Consider the following 24,560-nt stretch of genomic DNA (forward strand, 5'->3'; position numbering starts at 1 on the left):
ACGCTGCACGCCGGCGGACGCCTCGCGCGCCCTCGCAGCCCTTTCCTCTCTCGCATTCTCCGCGCCAGGTCGGGTAGCGCCGTCCGGGTCTTGGCCCTGGCCCTCCTGGCCGGGATCGGCACTGCTACGGCCGCGGCGCCGGCCGGCGCGGCCGTCGTCGAACTCGGCATCCCGTCGCAGTGGTACAGCTACGAGATGGCACCGACCGAGCCCGTGCAGCTCATCGACGTCGGACGCCAGGCTCCCGCGCGGCTCATCGAGGAGGTCGTCATCCTCGAGGCCGGTGACGCGCTGGAGGTGCGTGCCAAGCTTCTGATGCACAACGTTCCCAGCTCATTCGCGCGGTTGCGCACGACGCTGGTCCAGATCGCCGACGCCCACGGTGAGCCCATCAGCGTGCCGGCCGCCGACCTCGGTACGCCGTGACGCGGAACGCCCCTTGGCCGGGCGGTGAACGTGTGCGGAACCGCGGATGTCGGCCGGATTGGCGTCTTCACGGATCCCGTGCTAGAGTTATCTCTTGTGCCGCGGGGTGGAGCAGCTCGGTAGCTCGCTGGGCTCATAACCCAGAGGTCGTAGGTTCAAATCCTGCCCCCGCAACAAAAGGGCCCGGAATCTCAGGATTCCGGGCCCTTCGCTTTGCTGTCGCGAGAGCCGCCTCCGCGGCTTATACCCTTGGTCCGTGCGTCAGTGGTTTCCTACTGCGAGCTTCGAGGTGATCGGCGCCGCGTACACTGTGGCCGTCTCAGGGCGGAGGCACTCCGGTAGTGCTGCTTCGCTGCTGACCTGGACAATCGCCTCCGGGGGAGCTGTAATGCTCGTTGTGTCCCGGGAGAAGAACTTCGTTCGTCCCGCCCGACGCTGGATCGCGCCGTGCGCCTGAGCCCAGCCCTCGAGGAGCTCCTCGCCGCGGCGGAGGTGTGAATGCGGACCAGGTTGCGAGCTTCATGAAGCATGCGCATCGTCTCGTACGCCGTGACCCACGGATACCCCAGCTGTCTCCGCGCTCGCCGGGAGCTGAGCGGCGGCGTTGCGGCGCTGTGCCAGCGGCCCGCGGTGAGCTCGCCCCCGGCGCCATCGTCACTACCCACGACCCGCAACTGGCCCGCAGCCGTCACGCCAGGGCACCATTATCAGGCCCGCGCCTGGACTTCGCTACTGCGGTCGCGCGATGTCGCCTGTAGCCGCTGCCCCGATCAGCCGAGCTCGCGCTCCCTCAGTTCGGTGGCGGCCGCGATGAGCCGGTCGTTCGCTTCCGTCTCGGCGATCGTCGCGCGCAGTCCCTCGCCCGGGAACCCGCGAACCACGAGGCCGTGGGCGTCAAAGACACCCATCGCGTCGGCGGTGTGCTCGCCCAGGGGGAACCACAGGAAGTTCGTCTGGGTCTCCGGCAGCTGCCATCCGGCGGCCGTCAACGCCGAGACGACGCGCTCGCGCTCGGCGACCAGGGCGTCGACGCGCTCCTGCAGCTCCGGCTCGGCGTCGAGCGACGCGATTGCCGACACCTGCGCCAGCGACGTGACGCCGAACGGCACCGACACCTTGCGCATCGCGGCGGCCAGCGTCGTCGGGGCGATCGCGTATCCGACGCGCACGCCGGCCAGGCCGTACGCCTTCGAGAAGGTGTGCGCGACCACGACGTTCGGGTAAGCCCGGAAATACTCGATGCCCGCGGGGGAATCCGCCCGCTGGTTGAAGTGCAGGTAGGCCTCGTCGATCAGCACCGGCAGGTGCGGGGGCACGGCGTCGATGAACGCGCGCAACTCGGCGTCCCCGATGGTGGTGCCGGTCGGGTTGTTGGGGTTGCAGACGATCACGAGACGGGTGCGGTCGGTGATGGCCGCGAGCATCGCCGGCAGGTCGTGCCGGTGATCCGCGGTCAGGGGCACCTGCACCGGCACGGCGCCGGCAGCGCGCGCGAGCATCGGGTACGCCTCGAACGAGCGCCACGCGAACAGCACTTCGTCGCCGGGGCCCGCGGTCGCGCGCATGAGCTGCGACACGATCTCGACGGACCCGGCGCCGAAGACGAGGTGCTCGCCGGCGACGCCGAAGCGGCCGGCCAGCCGCGCGGTCAGGGCCGATGCCGCCGACTCGGGGTAGCGGTTGATGCCTGCGAGAGCATCGGCGACGGCGTCGACGACCGAGGGGAGCGGAGCGTAGGGGTTCTCGTTCGACGAGATCTTATAGATCACGCGGTCGTCGCCGGCGTCGGCGGAACGCCCCTGCTTGTAGGCCGGGACCTCGGCGAGATCGGCTCGCACGCGCAGTTCAGACATCTTCTCTCGCTTCCTCGTCCGCGCCCCGAGGCGGTTTGACACTCCCGGCGGCGCTTCGTACTATCAAAATGATAATAACCATTTATTCGAATAGCCACGAGCGGTCGCATCACGATCGAGGAAGGTACGTCGGATGCCTGATGAGCGGACGCGCTCCGCGCAGCCCGAGCCGGCCGCGCACATCGATCTGATCGTGCGCGGGATGCGCTGGGAGGCCGACGGCATCCTCCTGCTCGCGCTCGAGCGCCCCGAGGGCGGCGACCTTCCTGCCTGGGAGCCCGGCGCGCACGTCGACCTGCGCCTTCCCAACGGCGTCGAGCGGCAGTACTCGCTGTGCTCGGATCCCGACGACCGGACCACGTGGCACGTCGCGGTCCTGCGCGAGGACATCAGCCGCGGCGGCTCCCGCTACGTGCACGGCGACCTGCGACCGGGCCAGCGGCTCACGGCGACCCTGCCGCGCAACAACTTCGCGCTCGTCGAGGCACCCGAGACGATCTTCGTGGCGGGAGGCATCGGGATCACCCCGCTCCTGCCGATGATCCGCCGAGTCGCGGCTTCCGGCCGCCGGTGGCGCCTGGCGTACCTGGGCCGTTCGCTCGACCGCATGGCCTACGTGCGCGACGCGCTGCTGACCGGCCCCGAGGTGACGCTCGTCGCGGCCGACCGGGACCAGCGGCTCGAGCTCGCCGAGTGGATCGGTACCCCGCAGGCCGGCGCCGCCGTGTACGCGTGCGGTCCCGCGCGCATGCTCGACGCGCTCGAGGAGCTCTCGCTCGACTGGCCGCGAGGGACGCTCCACCTCGAGCGCTTCCAGCCCAGGGTGTTCGCCGACGCCGACGACGCCTCCACCTTCGACGTGGAAGCCCGTCGCTCGGGGCTGCGCGTCACGGTCGAGCCCCACTGCTCGATCCTCGAGACCCTCGAGCGTGCCGGCATCGGCGTCCCGAACTCGTGCCTCGAGGGCGTCTGCGGCACGTGCGAGACCCGCATCATCGACGGTGAGGCCGAGCACCGGGACAGCATTCTCGCGCCGGACGAGCGCGAGGCGAACGAGACCATGATGATCTGCGTCTCGCGCTCGCGGCGACCCACCCTCGTCCTCGACATCTGACTCTGGCCCCGACCGATGATCGACGATCCCCGACGACTGCCCGAAGGAGAGCACATGGACACCGGAACCGCCTACGGACTGCGGCTCGGCGCGCCCCTCAACGACCTCGCTCAGGTCGGCCCCGGCACCCCGTACGGCGAGGTGCTGCGCCGCTATTGGCAGCCGATCGCCAAGGTCGAGGACGCCACGACACGACCCGTCCTCGTGAAGATCCTCGGCGAGGACCTCGTGCTCTTCCGCACCCGTAAGGGGGCGCCCGGCCTGCTGCACCCGCGCTGCATCCACCGCGGCGCGTCGCTGTTCTACGGGGGCGTCGAGGAGGAGGGCATCCGCTGCTGCTACCACGGCTGGGTCTTCGACACCGAGGGCCACTGCCTCGAGCAGCCGTGCGAGCCCGAGCTGGGGCTCCACCGCGACCGCGTGCGCCAGCCCTGGTACCCGGTCGAGGAGCAGTACGGCTTGATCTGGGCGTACATGGGTCCGCCCGAGAAGAAGCCCGTGCTTCCGAAGTACGACACGTTCGAGAACCTCGCCCACGACGAGCAGCTCATCGTCGACGACAACGGTGTGGGCGGCGGCGGTCCCGCTGAGCTGGACTTCAACTGGCTGCAGCACTGGGAGAACGTGATGGACCCGTTCCATGTGCCGATCCTGCACGCGCGGTTCAGCGGCAATCAGTTCACGCCCGAGATGGCCCTCATCCCGGTCGTCTCGTACGAGTACACCCCGACCGGCGTGCGCTCGATCCAGCACCGGGACCTCGGAGACGGGCGCCAGCTGCGCCGGGTCACCGAGGTGATGTTCCCGAACCTGCGCGTCGTGGCGAGCCCGAAGCTGAGCTCCGGCCAGACGAACATGATCGGCTGGGTCGTGCCGCAGGACGACACGAGCTTCCGCATCTTCACGGTTGCGCGCGACGCGGACCCCGACTTCCTCCGCAAGCTGCGGTCGACGCATGAGGGCAAGGCCTGGAAGGACCTCACCGACCTCGAGCACCAGCGCCTTCCGGGCGACTACGAGGCGCAGAAGTCGCAGGGGCCGATCTCGCTGCACAGCGAGGACCACCTCACCACCACCGACCAGGGCGTCGCGATGGTGCGTCGCATGATGGCCAAACAGAACCGGATCGTCGCGCAGGGCGGCGACCCGGCCGGAGTCATCTTCGACGAGGCCGAGCGCGTGGTGCGCATCGAAGGAGGCAACTACTTCGAGGGCGCGCCCGATGCGCCGCTGCTGGCCGCGGCCGTCGAGGACTGACATGCCGAAGTACCAGGCGCAGCCGCCGCGCGGCGATCGTCCGCTCGCGATCCTCGGCATCAGCGACGTCGTCGTGCTGGAGGGCGAGCCCGACGTGCCCGTCACGCGACACGAGGTGTCGGCGTGGGGACGGTGGGTGCGGGACGTGCAGATTCCGGACGGCGCGGCAGACGGCATCCGTCGACTCGCCGCGCGCTACGAGATCGTCTGGGCCTCGGAGTGGGGTCACAATGCGCACACCGCGTTCGCCGCGGCGCTGGGCCTGCCGGACGACCCCTGGCCGTTCCTGCCGGTGCAGTTCGACAAGCTCGAGACGATCCGCGCGTATGCCGGCGAGCTGCCGTGGGTGTGGATCGACGGCCCGGTCGTCGACCTGCACGAGCCCGACGCCGTGGAGGATGGTGTGCTGGTGCGGGTCGATCCGAGACGCGGGCTCGCGGGGGTCGATCTGGGCGCCGTCGACGACGCGATGGACCGACTGATGGCGCGAATGCGCGCGGGAAAGGAAGATGCATGAGCGTGCTCGCGTTCACGGGCGGACGTGTCGTCACCGGCGCGGGTGAGGTGCACGAGCCCGGCACGGTGATCGTCCAGGACGGCGTCATCGCCGCCGTCGGTCCTTCCCACGAGATCGAGGTGCCGACCGGTGCCGAGATCGTCGATGCGACCGGCCGATGGGTGCTGCCCGGGTTCGTGGACGCACACACGCATCTCGGCGTGCACGAGGACGGCGAGGGCTCCGCGGGAGCCGACGGGAGCGAGCTCAGCGATCCCGACATGTCGGCCGTGCGTGCCATCGACGCCGTGAACATCGAGGACCGCGCGTTCCGCGACGCGCTCGCGGGGGGCGTCACGACCACCGTCGTCAAGCCCGGCTCGGGCAACCCCATCGGGGGCACGAGCGTCGCGATCAAGACGTGGGGCGGCCGCACGGTCGACGACCAGGTCGTCAAGCATCCGGTGAGCGTGAAGTCGGCGCTCGGCGAGAACCCCAAGTCGACGTGGGGCGGCCGCAATCAGCTGCCGCGCACGCGCATGGGCATCGCGCTGGTGATCCGGCGCGCGCTGATCGGGGCGCAGGAGTACGCCGGCAAGCGCGATGCCGCGGCCGCCACGGGGGAGCCCTTCACGCGAGACCTCGGCAAGGAGGCCCTCGCCGCCGCGCTCGCGGGCGATCTCACCTGGGACCAGCACGTGCACCGTCATGACGACATCGCCACGGCTCTGCGTCTGGCTGACGAGTTCGGGCTGCGGATCGTGCTCAACCACGGCACCGAGGGGCACAAGCTGGCGCGAGAGCTCGCGGAGCGCGACATCCCGGTGATCTTCGGTCCCGTGCTCGCCAGCCGCGGCAAGGTCGAATCGCGCGAGGCATCGGTGTCGAACCTCGTCGCGCTCGCCCGCGCCGGCGTGCGGGTGGCGCTGTGCACCGACCACCCTGTCGTTCCGATCGATGCGCTCGCCCTGCAGGCGGCTGTCGCGCTCCGTGCCGGTCTGTCCTGGGAACAGGCCCTCGCGGCGATCTCGTCCGCGGCCGCCGAGATCGCGGGCCTCGACCACCGCGTCGGGGCCCTCGTGCCGGGTCTCGACGGTGACGTCGTCGTGTGGTCGGGCGACCCCCTGCACGCGGCGTCCGTCGCCGAAGCCGTCTTCATCGAGGGCCGCGAGGTGTTCCGGCGCGAGGGCGAGGATGTCGTCATCGCCGACCGGTGGGCCGACGCGTGACCGGCGTCGACGCCGCGGCCCTGCGCGCGGATGCCGCCGCGATCCTGCCCGACCTCGTTGCCCTGCGGCGCGACCTGCACCGGAACCCCGAGACGGGTTTCGCCGTGCCCCGCACCAGGGCCGCCGTGCTCGCCGCGCTCGCCGGGCTGCCGCTGGAGATCACCGAGGGGCCCGAGGACTTCGGGTCGGTCATCGCCGTGCTGCGTGGTGCCGCGGACGGACCGTCTGTGCTGCTGCGCGCGGACATGGACGCGCTCCCCGTCGCCGAGGAGACCGACCTCGAGTACGCCTCGACCAACGGCGCGATGCATGCGTGCGGGCACGACCTGCACGTCGCCGGGCTGGTGGGCGCGGTCAGGCTGCTGTGCGCGCGCCGGGCCGAGCTCGCGGGATCGGTCGTGTTCATGTTCCAGCCGGGCGAGGAGGCGGGCGGCGGCTCGCCGCAGATGATCGACGCCGGTGTGCTCGAGGCGGCGGGCGTGCCTGTCAGCGCCGCCTACGGCATCCACGTGCTGCCCGGAACGCCGGGCGTCTTCGCGACGCGACCGGGACCGCTGATGGGCGGTGCGAACGCCTTCCGCGCGCGGATCATCGCTCGCGGAGGGCACGGATCCCGTCCCCATCAGGCGCTGGACCCGGTACCGGTGCTCGCCGAGGCGGTGCTGGCGATCCAGTCGTACGTGACGCGGCGGTTCTCCGTGTTCGACCCGGTGGTCGTCTCGGTCACGACGCTGCGGGGGAGCGACGCGCTCAACGTCATCCCCGACGACGCAGAGTTCGGTGCGACGGTGCGGACCCTCTCGCCCGAGAACGTCGACCGCCTCGCCGTCGAGCTGCCCGAGCTCGTCGCGCGCGTCGCGGCCGCCCACGGATGCCGCGCCGAGAGCACCTTCGAGGTCGTGTACCCGGTCACCGTGAACGATGTCGACAGGGCGACGGATGCCGTCGCGACCCTCGCCGAGGCCTTCGGCGCCGACCGCGTGGATGTGCTCGAGCAGCCGATCATGGCCTCGGAGGACTTCTCCTTCGTGCTGAACCGTGTGCCGGGGGCGTTCGTCTTCCTGGGCGCGACGCCCGCGGGGATCGACCCCGCCGAGGCGGAGATGAACCACTCGCCGCGCGCGGTGTTCGACGACGACGTGCTCGGCGATCAGGCCGCCGCCCTCGCTCTCCTCGCCCTGCGCCACGTCGCCCGCTGACGGGTCGTCGGGCGAGGCCTCGCGCGGCACGCCGGCACCCGGAGACGCGTCGGGGCGGTCAGCGGCCGAGCGTGCGGTGGCGGACGATCGCGTCGCGCTGCAGCGTCTCGTCGCGCGTCCGGATCGCCTCGACGAGGTCGCGGTGGATCTGCAGGCGCTCGTCGGTGTCGGGGTGGAAGCCCATCACGTCGAAGGTCGAAGACTCGCCGACGCTCTCGGCCTCGATGTAGTCGACGAGGTTGAGGTAGAAGGTGCGCAGCACGGCGTTCGGCGAGATCTGCGCGATGCGACGGTGCAGCCGCCAGTTGCAGTGCAGGCCCGCGACCGGGTCGCCCCAGACCTCGGCGAGCTCGGCGATGAGCGCGTCGAGATCGATGAGGTCCTGCTCGGTGCGATGCTCGGCAGCGTCGCGCAGCACCGCCTCGTCGAGCGCGTCGAGCACCGCGACGATCTCGTTGACGGTCGCCCCGTCCTGTCGGAGCTTCAGCACGCTGTGAGCGAGGCGGATGAGCGGGGACTGATCGGCGACGAACAGTCCCCCGCCGGGACCGGGTCGCACCTCGATGACGCCGCGCGCGCGCAGCACGCGCATGGCCTCGCCGAGCGTCGCCGACGCGACGCCGTAGCGCTCGCACAGCTCCTGCTTGGTGCCGATCCGGTAGCCCGGTGCGAGTGCCTCGCGCTCGATGGTCGCCTCGATCTCCTGCACGAGACCGTCGGCGACGGATTGGGAGATGCGCACACGCGACCCGGCGAACGCGGATCGCTCAGACTGCACGTCGTCCGTGAGCGATGCCATGCGTCCTCCGATGATCGATGGGCCCTGCCCCGCTCCACATCGTAGAGAACGCAGCGCCCGCGCGGGCAGAAACCCCTGCATTGATTCATTTGCGCAGAATCATTGTAACGAATAACATCATATCCACGGATCGACCAGAAGGGACCGTCATGGCCGACAACACAGGAGGCGACCTCCTCGCCGAGTCGCTTCTCGCGCAGGGCGTCGACACGGTGTTCGGCATCCCGGGCGTGCAGCTCGACGCCGCCGCTGACGCGCTCTACTCGCGCTCCGACCGCATCGACTTCGTCTGCGCGCGCAACGAGCAGGCCACCACGTATATGGCCGACGGCTACGCGCGCAGCACCGGCGACGTCGGCGTCGCGATGGTGGTCCCCGGTCCCGGCGTGCTCAACGCCCTCTCGGGCGTCGCGACGGGCTACTCCACCAACTCGCCGATGCTGCTCATCGCCGGACAGATCGACTCCCACGCGATCGGCAAGGGCCTCGGCGCCCTTCACGAGATCCCGGATCAGACCGGCATCCTCGAGCGCCTGACGAAGTGGACGGGGAGTGCCCGATCCGCCGACGAGGTCCCCGGCCTCGTCGCCGAGGCGTTCCGCCAGCTGCGCTCGGGTCGCCCACGCCCTGTGGCGCTCGAGGTGCCGCCCGACGTGCTCGCAGCGACGTCGTCGGCGGCGGTGAGCGGCCGGGTCGGCTTCGCGCCGACGGTTCCGGACGCGGACGCGATCCGCGATGCGGCGCGCCTGCTCGCCGCCTCGCGCCGCCCTCTGATCGTCGTTGGCGGCGGGGTGCTCGCCGCCAACGCCACCACGGCCCTGCGGGAGCTCGCGGAGAAGCTGGAAGCGCCGGTTCTCATGACGGAGAACGGCCGCGGCGCTCTCGACGCCCGCCACCGCCTCGCGTTCGACAGCCTTGCGTTGCGCGCCTTCCGTGAGGACGCCGACCTCGTGCTCGCCGTCGGGACCCGCTTCGTCTCGACTTTCGGCACGCAGGTGAACACCGACGGCGCCCCGGTCATCCTCGTCAACGCCGAGGCCGCCGATCTCGCGGGTCCCCGCGAAGCGTCGGTGCGAGTGCACGCCGACGCCGCCCTCGCGCTGCAGGCGCTCGCCGACGAGCTCGGCAGTCCGGCACGGGAGAGCCGTTCCGACGAGCTCGCCCGCGTCCGGGTGTGGCTCGATGAGCAGTTCGCCGACATCGCGCCGCAGCGCGAGTACATCGGTGCGATCCGCTCGGCACTGCCCGACGACGGCGTGTTCGTCAGCGAGTTCACGCAGGTCGGCTACGCCGCAAGCGCCTGCTACCCGGCGTACCAGCCCCGCACCTACATCGGTCCCGGCTACCAGGGCACCCTCGGCTACGGCTTCGCAACCGCGCTGGGCGTGAAGGCCGCCGATCCTCAGCGCGCCGTCGTGTCCGTCAACGGCGACGGCGGCTTCTCGTGGACGCTGCAGGAGCTGTCGACGATGAAGCGGTACGGCCTTGGCCTGGTGACGGTCGTGTTCCACGACGGGTTCTACGGCAACGTCCGCCGCATCCAGAAGAACCGGTACGGAGGGCGCTACTTCTCCAGCGACCTCACGAACCCGGACTACCCCACGCTTGCGCGCGCCTTCGGCATCGCGACCGCCACCGCGCACGACCCCGCTTCGCTCCAGGGCGTGCTGGTCGACGCTGTCGCCGCGAACGAGCCGATCCTCATCGACGTGCCGGTCGGGGAGTTCCCCTCGCCGTGGCACCTCATCCACGAGGGGGTGCCGCGCCCGGCGCCCCTGCCGGCGGGGTCCCACCTGGCCCAGGTGGGCGCATCGGTATGAGCGCGGTCATCGGCCACTACATCAACGGCGAGTGGGGGCCCGTCGCGGGGCGAGAGGTGATCGAGGTGCTCAACCCCGCGAACGGCGCGCTCGTGGGCGCCGTGGTTGCCGGCGACGCCTCCGACGTCGATCTCGCGGTCGCCGCCGCGCGCGCCGCGTTCCCCGCGTGGGCGGCGACATCCATGCCCGAGCGCATCGCGCTGGTCGAGGCCCTCGCCGAAGGACTGGAGCGCCACCGCGACCGCCTCGCCGAGACGCTCACGGCCGAGATGGGCGCGCCGATCGGCTTCGCCCGCACTGCTCAGGTGGGCGTCGCGATCGCCGACCTCGCGGCCCTGATCGCCGCTGCCCGCGGGCACGTGGAGCGCGAGGCGGTGTCGAACTCGCTCGTCGTCGCCGAGCCGGTCGGCGTGGTCGGCGCCATCACGCCGTGGAACTTCCCGCTGCACCAGATCATGCTGAAGCTGGGCGCCGCCCTCCTCGCCGGCTGCACCGTCGTGCTCAAGCCCAGCGAAGTGGCCCCGCTCAATGCTGCCGTCGTCGGCGACATCCTGACCGAGATTGGCGTGCCCTCGGGGGTGGTCGCGATCGTCTTCGGCGACGGGGCGGGCGTCGGCTCTCCGCTGGTGGCGCACCCCGATGTCGACATGGTGACCTTCACCGGCTCCCGGGGTGTCGGCGAGGCCGTCGCCCGCGAGGCGAGCCGAACGATCAAGAAGGTGGCGCTCGAGCTCGGCGGCAAGTCCGCGGCGCTCATCCTGGACGATGCGCCGGTGGAGGCGTCCGTCAACGGGGTGCTGCGTTCGTGCTTCGCCAACACCGGCCAGACGTGCGCCGCGCTCACGCGCGTGCTGGTGCCCGCGGGCATGCGGGCGGAGTGGGAGCGGGCGGCGATCGCCGCGATCGCCGCGTGGACGCCGGGAGACCCGCTCGATCCCCGCACCGCGATGGGCCCTCTCGCGTCGGAGCTGCAGAAGCGACGCGTGCTCGAGCACATCCGCCACGCCGAGGAGGATGGGGCGCGGCTGCTCGCCGGCGGACTCGAGCCCCTGGACATGCCTGGCGCCTACGTGCGTCCGACGATCTTCTCGGACGTCACGCCCGGGATGAGGATCTTCCGTGAGGAGGTCTTCGGTCCGGTGCTCGCGATCACCGAATACGCGACGCTGGACGAGGCGATCACGCTCGCCAACGACAGTCACTACGGTCTGTCGGGCGGAGTGTGGTCGGCGGATGAACGCCGTGCTCTCGAGGTCGCGCTCACGCTGCGCACCGGGACCGTGGGGATCAACGGTGCCGGACTGGATGTCGGCGCTCCGTTCGGAGGCTACAAGCAGTCCGGACTGGGTCGCGAGGGTGGCTCGCGCGGGTTTGAGGAGTTCCTCGAGTTCAAGGCGATCATGGGGGCGGCGTCGCTCGCCTGATTTCTCGAGTCCACAACTCGTTCGTTACATCCCCGAAACAACCGTATCTACATAATTGATCACAATCATTTACGCGCAATGATGCGTTCCACCCGAAAAGAGGCATATCCATGAAGCGACGCAGCCAAGCAGCAGTTGCCCTCGGAGCCGCCGCGTTCCTGCTCGCCGGATGCGCCGGCGGCGGAGGCGGCGAGGCCGGGTCCTCCCACGGCATCACGGTCGCCATCGCGGCCGACCCGGGCGACCTCAATCCGATCACCAACGCCACCGAGGCGGGCCAGACCCTGTCGTCGTACGCCTACGAGTCCCTCGTGTCGTTCGAGGCCGGCAAGGACCCCGAGGGCGCGCTCGCCGAGGCGTGGACCGAGTCGACGACCGAGGTGAGCTTCACCCTCAAGGAGGGCGTCGTCTGCTCCGACGGCACGCCGCTCACCGCGTCCGACGTCAAGGCAAGCTTCGACTACGCCGGCCTCGAGGAGACCGGGTCGCCGTTCAAGGGCGTGTACTTCCCGGCATCCGGCCTCACGATCGAGGCCGACGACGACGCCCGTACCGTCACCTTCACGAGCGAGCAGCCGCAGAGCTTCCTGCTGGCGACCATCGGTCTCATGCCCGTCGTGTGCGCCGCCGGCGTCGAGGACCCGAGCGTGCTCAGCGCGGAGACCGTCGGCACGGGCCCGTATGTGCTCGCCGACTCCTCGCCCGGCCAGAACTACACCTTCGAGCTGCGCGACGACTACGAGTGGGGCCCCGGCGGCGTCACCTCCGAGACCGCGGGGCTGCCGGCGTCGGTGACCCTCGAGGTCGTCGAGAGCGAGTCGACCATCGCCAACATGCTCCAGTCGAACGATGTGCAGCTCGGCGTGATCACGGGTCCCGACCGCGACCGGCTCGACGCGTCCGGCCTGGAGTCGCTGAAAGTGCCCACTCGCCCCGGCCAGATCTTCTTCAATCAGGCCGAGGGCCGCGCGACCCACGACGTCACGGTGCGCCAGGCGCTGGCCTCGGCGATCGATCGCGACGCGGTGGGCACCGTCAGCACGAGCGGCCGCGGGGAGCCGATGAAGACGATGGTGAACTCGTTCAGCAACACTTGCGTGGGCGCCGACGCGACGTCGGGTCTGCACCCCTTCGACACGGAGGCGGCCGCCGCCGCGCTCGACGCCGCCGGCTGGACCCTCGGCTCGGACGGAGTGCGTGAGAAGGACGGTCAGAAGCTCGAGCTCGTGCTGCTGTACCCCGGCAGCTCGGACGACGCGCTGGTGTCGGGCATCGAACTGATCCAGCAGCAGCTCGCCGAGGTGGGAGTCACCGCCACGCCTACTCCCGCGCAGGCCTACACCGACGTCATCTTCCAGGGCGGCGACTGGGACATCGTGTGGGCGCCGATCTCGACCACGCTGCCCAGCACCTGGCAGGGCATCCTGTCCGGAGAGTTCCCGCCGAATGGGGGGAACTGGACCTACAACACGAACCAGGAGTTCTTCGACCTGGCCGCTGAGGCGCAGGCCCTCGCCGGCGAGGAGAGCTGCGACACGTGGACGGCCGCCCAGGCCTCGCTGTTCGAGAATGTCGAGGTGCTGCCCTTCTACGAGGCGACCGAGACCTTCTACGGCAAGGACCTTACGTTCGCATTGAATTCCAACGGTCTCGTCATCCCGACCAGCCTGCGGATGGCAGAGTAGCCGGATGACGTCGATCGCTCCACCGACGACGGCAGTCGTGGCGGCCCCCTCGCGGGGCCGCCACGGCAGCCCGTGGCTCGCGTTCCTGATCCGCCGCGTGTGGCGCGCGGTCGTCGCGATGTGGATCATCGTGACCGCCGCGTTCCTGGTGCTGCGCTTCGCCGGCGGAGACCCCGTCCGTGCGGCACTGGGCGCGACGGCTGACGAGTCGGTCGTGCAGGCCCGTCGCGTGGAGCTGGGGCTGGATCAGCCCCTCCTGGTGCAATACATCGACTACATCGGCGGGATCTTCCGCGGCGACCTCGGCGTGTCGCTCATCACCGGCCGGTCGGTGAGCGAGCTCGTCGCGAATCGCCTGCCCGCCACGCTCGAGCTCGCAGGCCTGGCGTTCCTCGTCGTGCTGCTCGTGGCGGTCCCGCTGGGCCTCTTCATCGCGATCTTCACGCAGGGAGGCAAGAACCGCGGGCTCGAGACGGGGTTCACGGGCGTCACGTCGTTCATCGCCGCGATCCCCGAGTACCTGCTCGGCGTCGTGCTCATCATCGTCTTCGCGATCACATGGCAGCTGCTGCCGGTCGCCGGCCGAGCAGGCCCGGCCTCCTTCATCCTGCCGGTCGGGGCGCTGGCGATCTCGGCCACCGCCTCGATCGCCCGCATCGCCCGCATCGAGGCGCTCGGCACGCTCCGCGAGGACTACGTCCGCACGGCGCGGTCCAAGCGTCTGCCGGCGGCGATGGTGTATTTCAAGCACGTGCTGCCGAACATGCTCACCGCTACCCTCACCATCGGCGGCACGATGCTCGGAACCATGATCGCCTCCAGCGTGCTCGTCGAGCAGGTGTTCAACTGGCCGGGCCTGGGCACCGCGTTCGTGCAGGCCATCACCACCAAGGACTACGGCATCGTGCAGGGACTGGCGCTCGTCTACGCCGCCACGATCCTCATCATCAACCTCGTCATCGACATCGTGCTGTCGCTCCTGGATCGCCGCACGACCCTCCTGGAGACGACATGACCGTTCGCCGACCGTCGTTCTTCCGGCAGCCCATGGCGATCATCACGCTCGCCATGCTGACGGTCCTGCTGTTCTTCGCGGTCTTCGCCCCGCTCTGGTGGGGTGAGCAGGCCGTGGCCGCCGACCCGGCCGCGATCAACCTGTCCCCGTCGGCCGAGCACCCCCTCGGCACGGACAGCCTCGGGCGCGACATCCTGATCCGCACCCTCGTGGCCACGCGCCTGTCGCTCGTCATGGCGTTCGCCGCCACGGCGCTGGGAGCGATATGCGGACTCCTCATCGGCGCATTGCCCTCCGTGCTCGGCACGCGCGCGCAGCGGCTCTTCTCGAGCGTCATCTCGACGTGGCTGGCCTTCCCGGTGCTGCTGGTCGCGATGCTCACCGTGATCCTGCTCGGGCCGGGCACCGACACCGCGGTCATCGCGCTCGCACTCACCATGACGCCGTCGTTCGCGCGCCTGGCACAGACCCTGTCGGCCCGCGTCGGAGGCTCGGAGTACCTCGCGGCCGCCCGCATGCTGGGCGTCTCGCGCGGCCGGCAGTTCACCCACTACGTGCTGCCCAACATTGCCGAACCCGTCGTCGTCAACATCACCACCTCGATCGGCGGAGCGCTGCTGGCACTATCGAGCCTCAGCTTCCTCGGCATCGGCGTGCAGCCGCCGCAGTTCGACTGGGGACGGATGCTGTCCGAGGGCTTCACCCAGGTCTACATCTCGCCGATCGCGGCGATCGGACCCGGCGTCGCGGTCGTCTTCGCCGGACTCACCTTCAGCATGCTCGGCGAGTCGCTCGCCGCTCACATGCGGCGCCGCAGCGGGCAGCACACCGTCTCGGCGCGCAAGCTCGGCCCGGCGCCCCGCGCACACGTCGACACGGCGGCGGCGACGCCCGCCGCGGCGGCGGGTGGCCCCGAACCGGCAGCCGCCTGGCCTGCGCCCTTGCTCGATGTTCAGGGCCTGAACGTGTCGTTCCCCAGCGAGAACGGCTGGGTGCGCACCGTGCAGGACGTGACGTTCCAGATCGCACCCGGCGAGCTCGTCGGCGTCGTGGGGGAGTCCGGCAGCGGCAAGAGCGTCACCATGATGTCGATCGCGCAACTGGCGCCCGCCGGCGCGGCTGTCACCGCATCGCGTCTGGCGTTCGAGGGCGACGATCTCGCCGGCATGCCGGCGGCGAAGGCGGGCAAGATTCTCGGTACGCGCGTGGGCGTGGTATTCCAGGACTCGCTCACGGCCCTGAACCCGGCGCTGCGTGTCGGCACGCAGCTCGCCGAGGTGCCGCGTGTGCAGGGGAAGAAGAGCCGCCGGGAGGCGCAGGAGGTCACGGTCAAGGCCCTCCAGGACGTGGACATTCCCGATGCGGAGCGCCGCGCCCAGCAGTTCCCGCACGAGTTCTCAGGAGGGATGCGCCAGCGGGCGCTCATCGCGATGTCGCAGGTCGGCTCGCCGTCGCTGATCATCGCCGACGAGCCCACCACGGCGCTGGATGTGACCGTTCAGCGCCGCGTGCTGACGCTGCTGCGCCGCGAGTGCGCCGAGAACGGGTCCGCGGCGATCGTCGTCTCGCACGACATCGCGGTGCTCGCCGAGCTGTGCCAACGCATCCTCGTAATGTACGCCGGACGCATCGTGGAGGACATCGACGTGCGGCTACTCGCGACGCCCGAGAAGCTCGCCCACCCCTACACCCGGGCGCTGGCGGCCTCGCTGCCCGACCTCGACACCGACCGCGCCGAGCCGCTCGCGACGATCCCCGGCGAGCCGCCGGACCTGTCGCAGTCGATTCAGGGCTGTGCCTTCGCCGCTCGCTGTGTGTTCGCGACCGAGAAATGCCGGTTCGAGGAGCCGCCGCTGGCGTCGCATGCGCACGGCGGACGCGTGGCGTGCTGGCACCCTCAGGACGGGCGTCCGTTCACCCTCACGGCCCGCGGCGTCGAGGCCACGCGGCGCGGCATCGATGAGACGAGCGAGGTGATGGTCTGATGGCGCGGCTCTCGATCGAGAACCTGGTCGTGACGTTCGGGCACGGCCGCAGCGCGTTCAACGCCGTCGACGACGTGTCGCTCGAGGTGCCCGACGGCACGATCGTGGGCCTGGTGGGCGAGTCGGGCTCGGGGAAGTCCACCGTCGCGCGCACCGTCGCCGGCCTGCAGAAGGCGGCGTCGGGCTCGGTGCGGCTGGACGACCATGACCTGCTGCGCACGCGCGCCGGTGACCGGCGCGAGCGCGCGCGCGACGTGCAGATGATCTTCCAGGACCCGTACTCGTCGTTGAACCCCCGGATGACGGCGGGCGAGACGATCGGGGAAGCCCTCGCCACACACGGCAGTCAGTCCTTGCGCGAGAGGGCGGCGTCGGTCAGGGAGCTGCTCGAGCTGGTTCGCCTGAAGAGCTCCGCCGCAGACCAGTATCCGTCGCAGATGTCGGGTGGCATGCGCCAGCGCGTCGCGATCGCCCGCTGCCTCGCGGTGCGTCCGCGACTCGTCGTCGCGGACGAGATCACCTCTGCCCTCGACGCGTCCGTGCAGGGCGCCGTGCTCAACCTCATCCGCGACCTGCAGCGCGAGCTCGACCTCTCGGTGCTCTTCATCACGCACAACCTCGCCGCGGTGCGCTACATCGCCGACACCACGGCCGTCATGCAGCGTGGACGCATTGTCGAGGTCGGCGACTCCGCCGAGATCGTCGCACGCCCCGCTCATGCCTATACCCAGTCGCTCGTGGCCGCGATCCCGCGCATCGAGCACGCCGGGACGGACCATCTGCTGCACGCCGAGGTCGTCGCGTGAGCGGCGGGAAGAGCGCGGTGTCTTCGACGCGCGTCATGCCTCCGGGGGCGGATGCGTCAGGTGCACGTGAGCGCCTGACCGATGACGCCGCCGCCCTCCTGCCCGATCTCGTGGCGCTGCGCCGCGAGCTGCACGCCGACCCCGAGATCGGCCTCGCCCTGCCGCGTACGAAGGCGCGCGTGCTCGCAGCGCTCGACGGGCTTCCGCTGGAGATCACCGAGGCCGATGCCATCGGCTCCGTCGTGGCGGTGCTGCGCGGCGGGAACCCCGGTCCGGTGGTGCTGCTGCGCGGCGACATGGATGCTCTGCCGATGCGCGAAGAGAGCGACGTGCCCTACCGCGCCACGGGCGAGACGATGCACGCGTGCGGTCACGACCTCCACGTCGCGGGGCTCGTCGGGGCCGCGCACCTGCTCGCGGCCCGTGCCGACGAGCTCTCCGGCGACGTCGTGTTCATGTTCCAGCCGGGGGAGGAGACGGGCGAGGGCGCCGAGCGCATGATCGCCGACGGCGTGCTCGGTGCCGCGGGCCGCCCGGTGGACGCGGCGTACGGGATCCACGTGGTTCCCGGGGAATACGGGATCTTCTCGACGCGACCCGGCCCGATCATGGCCGGGTGCGCCGAGCTCGAGGTGGTCGTGCAGGGGCGGGGGGGCCACGCCTCGGCGCCGCACCTCACCCGCGATCCGGTGCCCGTCGTGGCCGAGCTGGTGACCGCGCTGCAGGCCTACGTCACGCGCCGCTTCGACGTGTTCGACCCGGTCGTCCTGTCGGTGACGCAGCTGCAGGCAGGCGGCGCAGCCCGCAACATCATCGGTGATCGCGCGACCCTCGGGGCCACCATGCGGATGCTCTCGGCCGCTGCGCTCGAGCGCCTGCGGGACGAACTGCCTCGGCTGGCCCGCAGCGTCGCCGCAGCGCACGGCTGCGCGGCTGAAGCGACGGTCGACGTGCTGCTGCCACCGACCGTCAACGATGTCGACCTCGCCGCCGACGCGCTGAAGACCCTGCGCGCCGCGTTCGGCGAGGAACGCGTGTGGACCACACCCACGCCCGTGATGGGCTCCGAGGACTTCAGCCACGTGCTGCGCGAGGTGCCCGGGGTGTTCCTGTTTCTCCGGGCGACGCCGCCCGAGCTCGATCTCGCCACCATCGCGCCCAACCACTCGCCCCACGTCGTCTTCGACGACGCCGTGCTCGCCGATCAGGCCACCGCGCTCGCGCTGCTAGCGCTGAGTCACCTCGGCCGCTGAGCACGGCACCCATTCCTCCCTTCCTCCGTCACGTCCTTGGAGCACCGCATGGCCGAAGCCGACCTCAGCACCCCCACCCCCGTCGAACAGCGCGTCGAGAGCTCGCACACGCTCGACCTGCCCACGGGGCCGCTCACCTATACCGCGACGGCCGGCACCGTTCTGGTCCGCGACGACGACGCGACGCCGCTGGCGAGCATGTTCTACCTCGCCTACGTGGCCGAGCCTGCCGCGGGGGCGCCCCGGCGCCCCATCACGTTCCTGTTCAACGGCGGTCCCGGCTCCGCGAGCCTCTGGCTGAACATCGGCGGCTTCGGGCCGCGCCGCGCTCCCACCGCGACCCCGCACGCCACGCCGCCCGCGCCGTACACCGTCGTCGACAACCCCTACACGCTCCTGACGGAGAGTGACCTCGTCTTTCTCGACGCTCCCGGCACGGGATACTCGCGGCTGCTGGGCGACACCAAGCCGGAGCAGATCTGGGGCGTGGACCAGGACGCCGACGCCTTCGCCCGCGCCATCACGCGGTATCTGACGATCACGAACAACTGGAACGCCCCGCGGTTCCTCTTCGGCGAGTCGTACGGCACGACGCGCGCGGCGGCCCTCGTCCACCGGCTGCAGAATCAGGGCCTGGACTTCAACGGTGTCGTGCTGCTATCGACGGTGCTGAACTGGGGGCAGAGCAACCTCGGCTTCGACCAGGAGCACATCAACCTGCTGCCTTCGCTCGCCGCCACCGCCTGGTACCACGGCCGCTCACGCGCGGGCGCGTCGTCCCTGGACCAGCTGCTGGCCGAAGCGAAGGACTTCGCGCAGGGCGACTACGCGCGCGTTCTGCAGCTCGGCGACCGCGTGACGCCGCAGGACGAGGATGCCGCCGCCGAGCGGTTCGCGGCGCTGACCGGCCTCGCGAAGGAGGAGGTGCTTGCCAAGCACCTGCGCATCGGCATGGAGCCGTTCCGGTACGCGTTGCTGAAGGACGAGGGCCGCGTCGTCGGGCGCTTCGACACCCGATTCGTCGCCGATCACCAGTACGTCGTCGGCACCGGGTCGCACGACCCCGCCACCGACGATGCGGCGACCGCCGGCGTCAACAGCGCCCACCTCTCGACGTTCCGTCAGATCATGGCGGGCGAGCTCGGCTACACGAGCGAACTGCACTACCGGCACCTGTATAACATGAAGATTTCCGGCGCGTGGGACTGGTCGCACAAGGCTCCCGGCATCGACGCCCGGTCACAGGTGCCCGACGTTAGCCTGGACCTCTCGGCCGCGATGCGCCGCAATCCGAATCTCCGTGTGGCCGTGATGGGCGGTGTGTACGACCTCGCCACCCCGTTCTTCGGCGCCGAGGTCGACGTCGCCAAGCTGTACCTCGCGCCGCGGCTGCGCTCGAACATTGCGTTCCACTTCTATGAGTCGGGCCACATGACGTTCGTGGACGAGAGGGTCGTTGCGCAGATGCAGAAAGACCTGAAGGACTTCTACGCGACGGCCACCGACCGCTGAATGGTCGTCGTTGTGACGCGCACACCCGCCAACTGTGGGTGGGTTCGGGGAGCGCGTCGAGAGCGCGAGCGCGTCTGACGACGACGACGGATAGCGGCCCGGTGGCACCTCTGTCCTGCTGGCGGCCTGTGCCGGGCGCATGCCGCCTTCCTTCCCACAGGAGCATCCCCTCTATGATCGACAGAGTTGGAGCATCTGCGGAGTCGGAGGCGAGATGACAGGGGAATCCGCAGTGGCGCCCTCCAATCGCATGCTTGAGCGTGTCGCCCAGATTCTCGACGCGCTGGATGCAGGGCCCGCGGGTGCGAGTGAGATCGGACGGCTCACGGGTCTGTCGATCTCCACCGTCCACCGCATCGCACTCGCGATGGTCGAGGAAGGGTTCCTGCGCCGCTATGCCGACGGTCGGTACGTGCACGGCTGGCGTGTGGCGCGCTCGCGCCTCGATTCAAACGCGCTGCCCCATGTGCTGGCCCTGCGGGACGAGTGCGGCGAGGGTGTGCAGCTGTGGGTGCGCAGCGGCGACTATCGTGTATGCCGCCTCTCGGCAGAGACGGCGCATGCTCTGCGCGTGACGCTTCCGGTTGGCGCGCGCGTCCCCCTGCCGGCTGGCTCGGCGGGGGAGGTTCTCGCTCGTACCCCCCGCGCAGAGGACTCGATCGCCCGAACCGGATGGTTCGAGGTGATTCAATCACGAACGCCCGGCCTGTCCTCAGTGAGCGCTCCCGTGGTCGTAGACGGAGCCCTGATTGCCGCGCTGTGCGTGGTCGTACCGGTCGCGCGGCTCCGGTCGACCCCTGGCGGGGACCACGGCGACCTGCTGCGCGAGGCGGCGCAGCGCATCGCAGACGAACTCGACGCCTGAGTCACGTCGCCTCGACGACCCGGCCGGCGTAGCGGGCGGGGTTGCGCTGACGCGCATGCTCTCCTACCCTTCTTGCGGCCAATGGGAGTGTGTTTCCCACTAGGTGAAAAGCGAAGGGCGGATCGCGTCCGCACCCGCGCACAGACGAGGAGACAACGATGTCTAAACCGTTCACTGAGACCGGCGCGCGGCGCGCCGTCCTTCCGCCCACGTCGTCCATCGGGACCACCACGACAGGCAGCGTGCCAGCGTGGCGGCGAATCGCAGGCCTTCCGCCCGTCATCTTCGTGGCGCTGTTCACGGTGGTTCTTGTCGCGGGGATCACTGGCGCGCTGCCGGACACGATGCTCGCAGGCTTCGCCGTGACCCTTCTGTTCGGCGGGCTGCTCGCCTGGATCGGCAATCTCGTGCCCGTCGTAAGGGACTTCGGTCTGCCCACGATCCTGTGCACGTTCGCCCCCGCGCTGGTCGCATTCGCGGGAGTCATGCCGGAGTCGTTCAGGACGGTCGTGGGAAACTTCGTCGACGGCTACGGCTTTCTGGATTTCTTTGTGATCGCGATTATCGTCGGCAGCGTCTTGGGCATGCCTCGAGCGCTGCTGATGAAGGCGGGGCCTCGCTTTATCGTGCCGCTTGTGGGCTGCCTGGCCGCGACCTTCCTCATCGTCGGTGCGGTGGGTGCCGTGCTGGGCTTCGGATTGCTCGAAGCGATCCTCTTCATCGCCGCGCCCATCATGGCGGGCGGTCTTGGCCTCGGCGCCGTGCCCATGGCCGACATGTACGCGCAGCGGCTCGGCGGCGACTCTGCTGACTTCATGGGAGACCTGATGTCCGCCGTCGTCCTCGCCAATATCGTCTGCATCCTCATCGGTGGGGTCTACAACGGTATGGGGCGACGCCGTAAGCAGCTGTTCGTCGGCTTCAACGGCAACGGACAGCTGCTGCGCATCGAGGGACGGCGGGACGAACTGACGATGCCGCCCAAGCTCGACTCCGCCGCGTTCGCCGCACTGGGTGTCGGGCTCGCGATCGCCAGCACGCTGTTCGTCCTCGGGCAGGTGCTCGGCGCGTTCCTGCCGGCTCTCCATCCCTATGCCTGGACCATTATCGCGGCCGTGATCGTGAAGCTGTTCGGTCTGTTCCCCGCACGTCTGGAGGAATCGGCGACAGCGTGGGGCGACCTGATCGGCGCGTTCCTGGTCCCCGCTCTCCTCGTCGGCGTCAGCCTCACGTTCATTGACATCGAGGAGGTGCTCGCCTCGTTGGCCAACCCGGCGTTCATTCCCCTGACGGTAATCACCGTGATCGTCGCGACCCTCACCTCCGGCGCGCTCGGCTGGGCGGTGAAGATGAACTTCCTCGAAGCAGCCATCACGCCCGGTCTGGTCATGGCCGACACCGGTGGTAGTGGTGACGTCGCCGTGCTGAGCGCCGCAGGGCGTATGCACCTCATGCCCTTTGCCGCGCTCACCAACCGCGTGGGCGGCGTGCTCGTGCTCTTCGTCACGTCGCTGCTTGCGACCCTGCTCGCATGAGCGCGGCGACGAGTCAACAGTTCACTCGACCAGACACCACCACGAAGACACAAGAAGGAGCGATTGCCATGCGCACGAAGCCCTATGAGATCGCCGTGATCCCCGGCGACGGGATCGGCATCGAGATCGTCGACGCGGCCCTGGCGTTGCTGGACAAGTGCGAAGCGCACTACGGCATCCGGCTGAACCGCACGCGCTATGACTTCAGCGCGGAGCTCTACAGGAGCACCGGCAGGAAGATCACCGCGGCGGAGATGGACGAAATCGGCGAGACCAAGGACGCAGTGCTCTTCGGCGCCATGGGGCTGCCGGACGTGCGCGGCCCTGAGGGCCTCGAGCTCGGCGCGCAGGTGGAGATGCGCGCTCATTACGGGCTGTTCGCGAGCCTGCGACCCGTGCGGCTGTTCGCGGGTGTGGAGGGTCCGCTCAAGAACCAGCACGTGGATATGCTTGTGATCCGCGAGACATCCGAGGGCATGTTCGCCGGTCTTGGCGACCTGCACGAACCGAACGACGAAAGCGCAACCGACCGGATGACGATCACACGCGCTACCTCCGAGAAGCTCTTCGACGTCGCGTTCTCGCAGGCACGCGCCCGCCGAAAGCGCGGCACCCCGGGCCGGGTCACGCTCCTGCACAAGTCGAACGCGCTGCGCAGCAACGTGCTGTTGGAGAAGGTGTTCGACGAAGTCGCTGCACGGAACCCGGATGTCGAGAGCGCCAAGCATTACATCGACGTGGGCGCGATGTACATGGTGACCGACCCGGAGCGGTACGACGTGATCGTCACGGAGAACATCTTCGGCGACATCACCTCGGAAATCGCGGCAGGTATCGGCGGCGGTCTCGGCATCGCACCCTCGGCCGACGTCAGTCTCACCCACGGCGTTTTCCAACCCTCGCACGGCAGCGCTCCGGACATCGCGGGGCGCGGCGTCGCCAATCCCATCGCGATGTTCCTCTCCGCCGCGATGATGCTCGAGTGGCTGGGAGAGCGCCACAGCGACCCGCTGTGTACGCGTGCCGGCCAGTGCATCCAGGCAGCCGTCGAGATCGTGCTCGCCGAAGGCCCGCGGACTCCGGATCTCGGCGGCTCCGCCAGCACGCACGACGTTACTGAGGCCGTGCTCGCGGCCCTGGCGTCGTGAAACTCAGCCCTCGCTACGACGACAGACGCGAAAGGCCCGCGACGATGACATACAGAGTCCTCTTCCTCAACCCGCTCAAGGACTACATCGATGGCCTCCGCGAGGCGACGCCGGAGGGCTTCGAGCTGACCGTATTGCCTGCGGGAACGACGGTGTCTGACATGTGTCGCGCTGCGGAGGACGCCGACTTCCTGATCTCCGGGGTCGAGGTTGCGGAAGAGGTGTTCCGGGCCGCCAAGAAGGTGCGATTCGTGCAGTACATGAGCTCGGGTTACGGGCAACTGCCGCTGCCCGTGCTCAACGAGCTCGGGATCCCGGTCGCGCAGATGAAGACGCATTCGATCTCCGTCGGCGAGCACGCCGTGGCTCTCATCCTTACTCTGCTGCGGCGGATTCCGTCCTCCATGCAGTTGCTGCGCGAGGGGAAGTGGCGCCCCGACCTGGACGAGACCTCGTACGGCGAGCTGTTCGGCAAGACCGTGGGGATTGTGGGGCTCGGGAACATCGGGCGGTGGATCGGCCGGATCGTGCACCACGGCTTCGGCGCGGAGGTGATCTACTACGACGCCGCGGAGATTCCACTGACGCTCTCCGAGCTCATCGCGGCAAAGCCCGTGCCCCTGGATGAACTCATGAGCCGCTCCGACGTCGTCTGCGTCAGCCTTCCCCTGAACGCGGAGTCGGAGAAGCTCATCGGCGCGGAGCAGCTGGCCCTGATGAGGTCGAGCGGCATTCTCGTCAACGTCGGGCGGGGTGAGGTGATCGATGAGGCCGCGCTCATCCGGGCGCTTCGTGATCGAGCGATTGCGGGTGCCGGGCTGGATGTCTACGCGGTCGAGCCTTTGAGCCTCTCCAGCGAGCTGCTGACCCTTCCCAACGTCGTCTGCACTCCGCACATGGCCGGCGTCGGCTGGGAGAATGTGCAGCGACGGATCGCCGCCGTCTGGAGCAATATCCAACTCGCAGCCCGCGGAGACGCCCCGAGCGGCGTGATCACAGAGACGAAGCGCGCTCCGCAGCTGTCCGCGATGACGTGAGGGCACGGGCGGGATGTTCGAGGATCCGGCGACTCTCGTGAGGAGCCGTGCGTCGGCCGGCGCATGCGATGCCAGGCATCGTCGCTGACGAGCGCCGCCGGC

At 69.8% G+C, this 24,560-nt stretch carries 20 protein-coding genes and 1 tRNA gene; 19 read left to right on the plus strand and 2 right to left on the minus strand.

Going from position 1 to position 24,560, the window contains the following annotated elements:
- Window positions 1-90: 90 nt before the first annotated feature.
- Together IEX37_RS00055 and IEX37_RS00060 are read left to right on the plus strand one after the other, a co-directional pair.
- The gene (locus tag IEX37_RS00055) at window positions 91-426 is read left to right on the plus strand and encodes a hypothetical protein (protein ID WP_188754205.1); all 336 of its coding nucleotides are present in this window, start codon (window positions 91-93) and stop codon (window positions 424-426) included.
- Window positions 427-526: 100 nt separating this feature from the next.
- A tRNA-Met gene (locus IEX37_RS00060) sits at window positions 527-600 on the plus strand.
- 596 nt (window positions 601-1,196) lie between these two features.
- On the opposite strand, the gene hisC is transcribed toward IEX37_RS00060, so the two are convergent.
- The gene (gene hisC / locus IEX37_RS00065; protein WP_188754206.1) at window positions 1,197-2,279 is read right to left on the minus strand and encodes a histidinol-phosphate transaminase; all 1,083 of its coding nucleotides are present in this window, start codon (window positions 2,277-2,279) and stop codon (window positions 1,197-1,199) included.
- A gap of 133 nt (window positions 2,280-2,412) precedes the next feature.
- On the opposite strand from hisC, the gene IEX37_RS00070 reads away from it, so the two are divergent.
- Genes IEX37_RS00070 through IEX37_RS00090 form a run of 5 tightly spaced genes read left to right on the plus strand, consistent with a single transcriptional unit; the run spans window position 2,413 to window position 7,574 of the window.
- Window positions 2,413-3,393, plus strand: coding sequence for a PDR/VanB family oxidoreductase (locus IEX37_RS00070; RefSeq protein ID WP_229662984.1), 981 nt, complete (start codon window positions 2,413-2,415; stop codon window positions 3,391-3,393).
- Window positions 3,394-3,447: 54 nt separating this feature from the next.
- Window positions 3,448-4,650, plus strand: coding sequence for a Rieske 2Fe-2S domain-containing protein (locus IEX37_RS00075; protein ID WP_188754207.1), 1,203 nt, complete (start codon window positions 3,448-3,450; stop codon window positions 4,648-4,650).
- Window position 4,651: 1 nt separating this feature from the next.
- Window positions 4,652-5,167: a hypothetical protein gene (locus IEX37_RS00080; RefSeq protein ID WP_188754208.1), complete on the plus strand. Its 516-nt coding sequence runs from the start codon at window positions 4,652-4,654 to the stop codon at window positions 5,165-5,167.
- Entirely contained in the window at window positions 5,164-6,375 is a 1,212-nt protein-coding gene (locus IEX37_RS00085) for an amidohydrolase family protein (RefSeq protein WP_188754209.1), read from the plus strand. Before IEX37_RS00080 ends, IEX37_RS00085 begins: the two co-directional genes overlap by 4 nt.
- Window positions 6,372-7,574: a M20 metallopeptidase family protein gene (locus tag IEX37_RS00090; RefSeq protein ID WP_188754210.1), complete on the plus strand. Its 1,203-nt coding sequence runs from the start codon at window positions 6,372-6,374 to the stop codon at window positions 7,572-7,574. The genes IEX37_RS00085 and IEX37_RS00090 overlap by 4 nt, the downstream gene beginning before the upstream one ends.
- A gap of 58 nt (window positions 7,575-7,632) precedes the next feature.
- Here IEX37_RS00090 and IEX37_RS00095 read toward each other — a convergent pair whose 3' ends face one another.
- Window positions 7,633-8,373, minus strand: a complete 741-nt coding sequence (locus IEX37_RS00095; protein ID WP_188754211.1) for a FadR/GntR family transcriptional regulator — start codon at window positions 8,371-8,373, stop codon at window positions 7,633-7,635.
- Window positions 8,374-8,522: 149 nt separating this feature from the next.
- On the opposite strand from IEX37_RS00095, the gene IEX37_RS00100 reads away from it, so the two are divergent.
- The 12 genes from IEX37_RS00100 to IEX37_RS00155 all read left to right on the plus strand — a co-directional run bounded on the left by IEX37_RS00100 (window position 8,523) and on the right by IEX37_RS00155 (window position 24,458).
- The gene (locus IEX37_RS00100) at window positions 8,523-10,193 is read left to right on the plus strand and encodes a thiamine pyrophosphate-dependent enzyme (protein WP_188754212.1); all 1,671 of its coding nucleotides are present in this window, start codon (window positions 8,523-8,525) and stop codon (window positions 10,191-10,193) included.
- Window positions 10,190-11,617 (plus strand): aldehyde dehydrogenase family protein, encoded by a 1,428-nt coding sequence (locus IEX37_RS00105; protein ID WP_188754213.1) that lies wholly within the window; start codon window positions 10,190-10,192, stop codon window positions 11,615-11,617. The genes IEX37_RS00100 and IEX37_RS00105 overlap by 4 nt, the downstream gene beginning before the upstream one ends.
- 110 nt (window positions 11,618-11,727) lie before the next feature.
- Window positions 11,728-13,302, plus strand: coding sequence for an ABC transporter substrate-binding protein (locus IEX37_RS00110; protein ID WP_188754214.1), 1,575 nt, complete (start codon window positions 11,728-11,730; stop codon window positions 13,300-13,302).
- A gap of 4 nt (window positions 13,303-13,306) precedes the next feature.
- Entirely contained in the window at window positions 13,307-14,317 is a 1,011-nt protein-coding gene (locus IEX37_RS00115) for an ABC transporter permease (protein ID WP_188754215.1), read from the plus strand.
- Complete coding sequence (locus tag IEX37_RS00120) at window positions 14,314-16,302, plus strand: dipeptide/oligopeptide/nickel ABC transporter permease/ATP-binding protein (RefSeq protein WP_229662985.1); 1,989 nt, start codon at window positions 14,314-14,316, stop codon at window positions 16,300-16,302. Before IEX37_RS00115 ends, IEX37_RS00120 begins: the two co-directional genes overlap by 4 nt.
- A complete protein-coding gene (locus IEX37_RS00125; RefSeq protein WP_188754216.1) occupies window positions 16,302-17,108 on the plus strand; it encodes an ABC transporter ATP-binding protein in 807 nt (268 codons plus the stop codon). Before IEX37_RS00120 ends, IEX37_RS00125 begins: the two co-directional genes overlap by 1 nt.
- 17 nt (window positions 17,109-17,125) lie before the next feature.
- The gene (locus tag IEX37_RS00130) at window positions 17,126-18,361 is read left to right on the plus strand and encodes a M20 metallopeptidase family protein (RefSeq protein ID WP_308421658.1); all 1,236 of its coding nucleotides are present in this window, start codon (window positions 17,126-17,128) and stop codon (window positions 18,359-18,361) included.
- A 48-nt stretch (window positions 18,362-18,409) separates the two neighbouring features.
- A complete protein-coding gene (locus IEX37_RS00135; RefSeq protein WP_188754217.1) occupies window positions 18,410-19,873 on the plus strand; it encodes a S10 family peptidase in 1,464 nt (487 codons plus the stop codon).
- 250 nt (window positions 19,874-20,123) lie between these two features.
- Window positions 20,124-20,738 carry an IclR family transcriptional regulator gene (locus IEX37_RS00140; RefSeq protein ID WP_188754218.1) on the plus strand — a complete coding sequence of 205 codons (615 nt, stop codon included), beginning with the start codon at window positions 20,124-20,126 and terminating at the stop codon, window positions 20,736-20,738.
- Window positions 20,739-20,896: 158 nt separating this feature from the next.
- Window positions 20,897-22,273: a 2-hydroxycarboxylate transporter family protein gene (locus IEX37_RS00145; protein WP_188754219.1), complete on the plus strand. Its 1,377-nt coding sequence runs from the start codon at window positions 20,897-20,899 to the stop codon at window positions 22,271-22,273.
- Window positions 22,274-22,341: 68 nt separating this feature from the next.
- A complete protein-coding gene (locus tag IEX37_RS00150) occupies window positions 22,342-23,421 on the plus strand; it encodes an isocitrate/isopropylmalate dehydrogenase family protein (RefSeq protein WP_188754220.1) in 1,080 nt (359 codons plus the stop codon).
- A 44-nt stretch (window positions 23,422-23,465) separates the two neighbouring features.
- Window positions 23,466-24,458 carry an NAD(P)-dependent oxidoreductase gene (locus IEX37_RS00155; protein ID WP_188754221.1) on the plus strand — a complete coding sequence of 331 codons (993 nt, stop codon included), beginning with the start codon at window positions 23,466-23,468 and terminating at the stop codon, window positions 24,456-24,458.
- Window positions 24,459-24,560: the final 102 nt, after the last annotated feature.

Origin of the sequence: Microbacterium album (genome assembly GCF_014643695.1) — a bacterium.
Lineage (GTDB): Bacteria > Actinomycetota > Actinomycetes > Actinomycetales > Microbacteriaceae > Microbacterium > Microbacterium album.